Source organism: Mesorhizobium sp. M7A.F.Ca.CA.003.01.2.1, from assembly GCF_003998945.1.
Lineage (GTDB): Bacteria > Pseudomonadota > Alphaproteobacteria > Rhizobiales > Rhizobiaceae > Mesorhizobium > Mesorhizobium ciceri.
Map to the genome: position 1 here is coordinate 1 of NZ_RZRA01000540.1, position 3,888 is coordinate 3,888.

3 protein-coding genes are annotated in these 3,888 nt (G+C 62.6%); 1 reads left to right on the plus strand and 2 read right to left on the minus strand.

Annotation, left to right across the window (positions count from 1 at the left end; translation table 11 throughout):
• Positions 1 to 2,486, minus strand: a 2,486-nt coding sequence (topA, locus tag EN969_RS20610) for a type I DNA topoisomerase (protein ID WP_127419350.1), incomplete at its 3' end; no start/stop codon positions are given.
• A 359-nt stretch (positions 2,487 to 2,845) separates the two neighbouring features.
• The gene (locus EN969_RS20615) at positions 2,846 to 3,223 is read right to left on the minus strand and encodes a hypothetical protein (protein ID WP_024503571.1); all 378 of its coding nucleotides are present in this window, start codon (positions 3,221 to 3,223) and stop codon (positions 2,846 to 2,848) included.
• 185 nt (positions 3,224 to 3,408) lie between these two features.
• On the opposite strand from EN969_RS20615, the gene EN969_RS20620 reads away from it, so the two are divergent.
• Positions 3,409 to 3,888: cytochrome c biogenesis CcdA family protein (locus tag EN969_RS20620; RefSeq protein ID WP_164758381.1), on the plus strand; the 480-nt coding region annotated here is incomplete at its 3' end.

Here is a 3,888-nt window from a genome sequence, read left to right on the forward strand (position 1 = left end):
TCCTCCATCGTCACCGACTGGGGATCCTTGCCCTTGGGCAGCGTAGCATTGACCTTGCCGAAATTCACGTAAGGCCCGTATTTGCCGTCGCGCACGACGATCTTGCCGCCGCCATCGGGGTGGTCGCCGAGCTCCTTGAGCGCAGCGGCCGTGCCGCCATTGCGGCCACCCTTGCCCTTCAGCTGCTTCTCGGCGATCACCGACACGGCGCGGTTGAGGCCGATCGAGAACACGTCCTCGATGCTTTCGAGATTGGCATAGGTGCCGTCATGCAGCACGAACGGACCGTAACGGCCGAGCCCGGCCGAGATCATCTTGGCCGTTTCCGGATGCTGGCCGACATCGCGCGGCAGCGACAGCAGCGCCAGCGCCTTTTCGTGGTCGATCGACTCTGCCGTCCAGCCCTTGGGCAGGCTGGAGCGCTTGGCTTCCTTGCCGTCGCCGCGTTGCAGATAGGGGCCGAAGCGGCCGCTGCGCAGCGCGATTTCCTCTGACGTATAGGGGTCCTTGCCGATGACCTTGGTGCCGTCTTCGCCGCCGCCATTCTCGCCATTGGAGTTGGCGGCATCGCCGAGCTGGCGGGTGAAGGAGCATTCGGGATAGTTGGAGCAGCCGACAAAGGCGCCGAACTTGCCGAGCTTCAGCGACAGATTGCCGGTGCCGCATTTCGGGCAGATGCGTGGATTCGAACCGTCTTCGCGCGCGGGGAACACCAGCGGCGCCAGCTCTTCATTGAGCGCATCCAGCACGTCGGTGACGCGCAGTTCCTTGATGTCGGCGACGGCGCCGGAAAAATCCTTCCAGAAATCGCGCAGCACGTCCTTCCAGGCGAGCTTGCCGTCCGAAATCTCGTCGAGCTTTTCCTCGAGGGACGCGGTGAAGTCGTACTCGACATAGCGCTTGAAGAAGCTTTCGAGGAAAGCCGACAGCAGCCGGCCCTTGGCCTGCGGCACCAGCCGGCGCTTGTCGATGGTGACATAGTCGCGGTCCTCGAGCGTCTTCAGGATCGCCGTATAGGTAGAAGGCCGGCCGATGCCGAGCTCTTCCAGCTTCTTGATCAGCGACGCTTCGGAGTAACGCGGCGGCGGCTCGGTGGTGTGCTGGGTGGCGTTGATCGCCTGGCGGGCAAGCTGCTCGCCGGCACGGATCTCGGGCAGGCGACGATTTTCCTCGTCTTCCGCATCGTCGTCCTTCTGGTCGGTGTATGCGGCGATGAAACCGTCGAACCGAACGACCGAACCGATGGCACGCAGCTCCGCGGTGCGCGATCCATTGACCGCCTCGATCTCGGCGGTGGTGCGCTCGATTTCGGCCGGCTGCATCTGGCTGGCGATGGCGCGCTTCCAGATCAGCTCATAGAGCCGCATCTGGTCGGAATCGAGATATTGCCTGACCGATGCCGGGGTACGCATGAAATCCGTCGGGCGGATCGCTTCGTGCGCTTCCTGGGCGTTCTTGGCTTTGGCCGTATATTGGCGCGGCTTTTCCGGCAGGTATTTCGGACCGAATTCCTTGGCAATGGCATCGCGTGCGGCGTCGATCGCCTCGGGTGCCATCTGCACGCCGTCGGTTCGCATATAGGTGATCAGACCGGTGGTCTCGCCGCCGATCTCCATGCCTTCATAGAGGCGTTGCGCCACCTGCATGGTGCGGCTGGCCGAGAAGCCGAGACCCGACGAGGCGGCCTGCTGCAGCGTCGAGGTGGTGAAGGGCGGGCCGGGATTGCGCTTGGTCGGCTTGGCTTCCACCGACACCGCCTTGAAGGTCGCGCCTTCGAGCATCGACTTGATGTCGTCGGCCTGCGCCTTGTTGGAAATGTCGAGCTTTTGCAGCTTCTTGCGATCGAAGGCGGTCAGCCGCGCTTCGAAATTCTCGTTGCGCGGCGTGCCCAGCAGTGCAGCGATCTGCCAGTATTCCTCGCGGATGAAGCGCTCGATCTCGGATTCGCGGTCGCAGACGAGACGCAGCGCAACCGACTGGACGCGTCCGGCCGAACGGGCGCCCGGCAGTTTGCGCCACAGCACCGGCGACAGCGTGAAGCCGACGAGATAATCCAGCGCCCGGCGGGCGAGATAGGCATCGACCAGCGGCGCATCGATCTGGCGCGGATTGGCCATCGCTTCCAGCACCGACGATTTGGTGATGGCGTTGAAGACGACGCGGCTGACCGGCTTGTCCTTCAGCGCGCGCTTCTGCTTCAGAACTTCCAGCACATGCCAGGAAATCGCTTCGCCTTCGCGATCCGGATCGGTGGCGAGGATCAGGCCGTCGGCGTCCTTGACCGCCTTGGCGATGTCGGCGAGGCGCTTGCCGGAGGCGGTGTCGACCGCCCAGGACATGGCGAAATCCTCATCCGGACGCACCGAGCCATCCTTGGCCGGCAAGTCCCTGATATGGCCGAACGAGGCCAGAACCTTGTAGTTCTTGCCGAGGTATTTGTTGATTGTCTTCGCCTTGGCCGGCGATTCGACGACGACGACGTCCATGAGGTCTCATATCAGCTGTGGTGCGGCAGAAGAATTCCGCTGCGCGCGACGAAATCTCGTTCTATTTGTCGCTCACATGGCCGCGCTTTTGCATCCGGTCAAGGGGAAGCGCCCAAATTGCGGGCCGGTCCGCAGCAATACACTCTTAGAGTGTATGGAGAAAATCACAGAATTTGGGAAAGGCAGATGGTGGGTCTGAGTCAGCGGAAACGACCCGATTCATTTTTCCGCCGAGTCGTTGAAATGCTGCCCAAACCAGGACGGGCGACATTATAACGGGCTGTTCGATGCCGGCCGCCGGATGGCATGGAGATGCCCGGCGACCAGCCCTTGTCCCGCCAGCAGCGGGAATGGCGTGCTTAGTCGGCCTTGACGATATGCCAGACTTCGCCGACGCCGTCGCCGGTCACATCGCCGGGCTTCTTGTCCTTTATGAAGGTGTAGACCGGCTTGCCGTCATAGGCCCACATCTTGGTGCCGTCGGTGCGGTCGACGACGCTCCACTCGTCATCCGCCTTGGCGCCGGCTTCGGCTTTCAGCGGCGGCCAGTTGGTGGCGCATTTGTCGTAGCAGTTGCTCTTGCCCTTCTCGTCCTTGTCATAGGTGTAAAGCGTCATGCCATTGGCGTCGGTGTAGATCTTGGCGCCATTGACCTCGGCTTCCTTCCACGCGTCGGCAGCGAAGGATGCGGCGGTGCTGAGCAGAAGCGCTGCCAGTCCTGCGGTTATGGTTTTCATGGAAATCTCCTGACTGATATCTGGAGACGCGCGGGAAATCGCGGCCTCACAGCATCAACGCCTGCGGGCTGTCGTTTCTTCCTGGCAAGTGCGTCGGGCAATGGATGATCTTGCCAACACAATGGTGATTGGTGGACAAGGCTGCGCGTCGCTATATCGGCGTCACGACATTGGAGTTCTTGGAAATGGCATTGGACATCGGCTATGTCAGCGCGGTCGGGGCTGGGGCGATTTCGTTCCTGTCGCCTTGCGTGCTGCCGCTGGTGCCGCCTTATCTCTGTTATATGGCCGGCGTCTCGGTCGACGATTTCCGTGGCAATGCGGGTGCGACAGCGCGTGAAGGCGCACGCGGCGCGCTGATCTATTCTTCGATCGCCTTCGTGCTCGGCTTCTCGACCGTCTTTGTCGCGCTCGGCGCCGGCGCCTCGACCATCGGCCGGCTGCTGCGCGTCTGGCAGGAGCCGCTGGCCATGGGCGCAGGCGTGCTGATCATCCTCATGGGCCTGAATTTCCTCGGCGTCCTGCGCATTCCGCTGCTGTCACGCGAGGCACGCTTCCAGTCGCAAGGGAAGCCGGCAAGTGCAATCGCGGCCTATGTCATGGGGCTGGCTTTCGCCTTCGGCTGGACGCCGTGCATCGGCCCGGTTCTGGGACCGATCCTGACG

Bases quoted from the DNA above. Each gene is read 5' to 3' on its own strand.
- EN969_RS20615 (WP_024503571.1), bottom strand. From the start codon at position 3,223: ATGAAAACCATAACCGCAGGACTGGCAGCGCTTCTGCTCAGCACCGCC.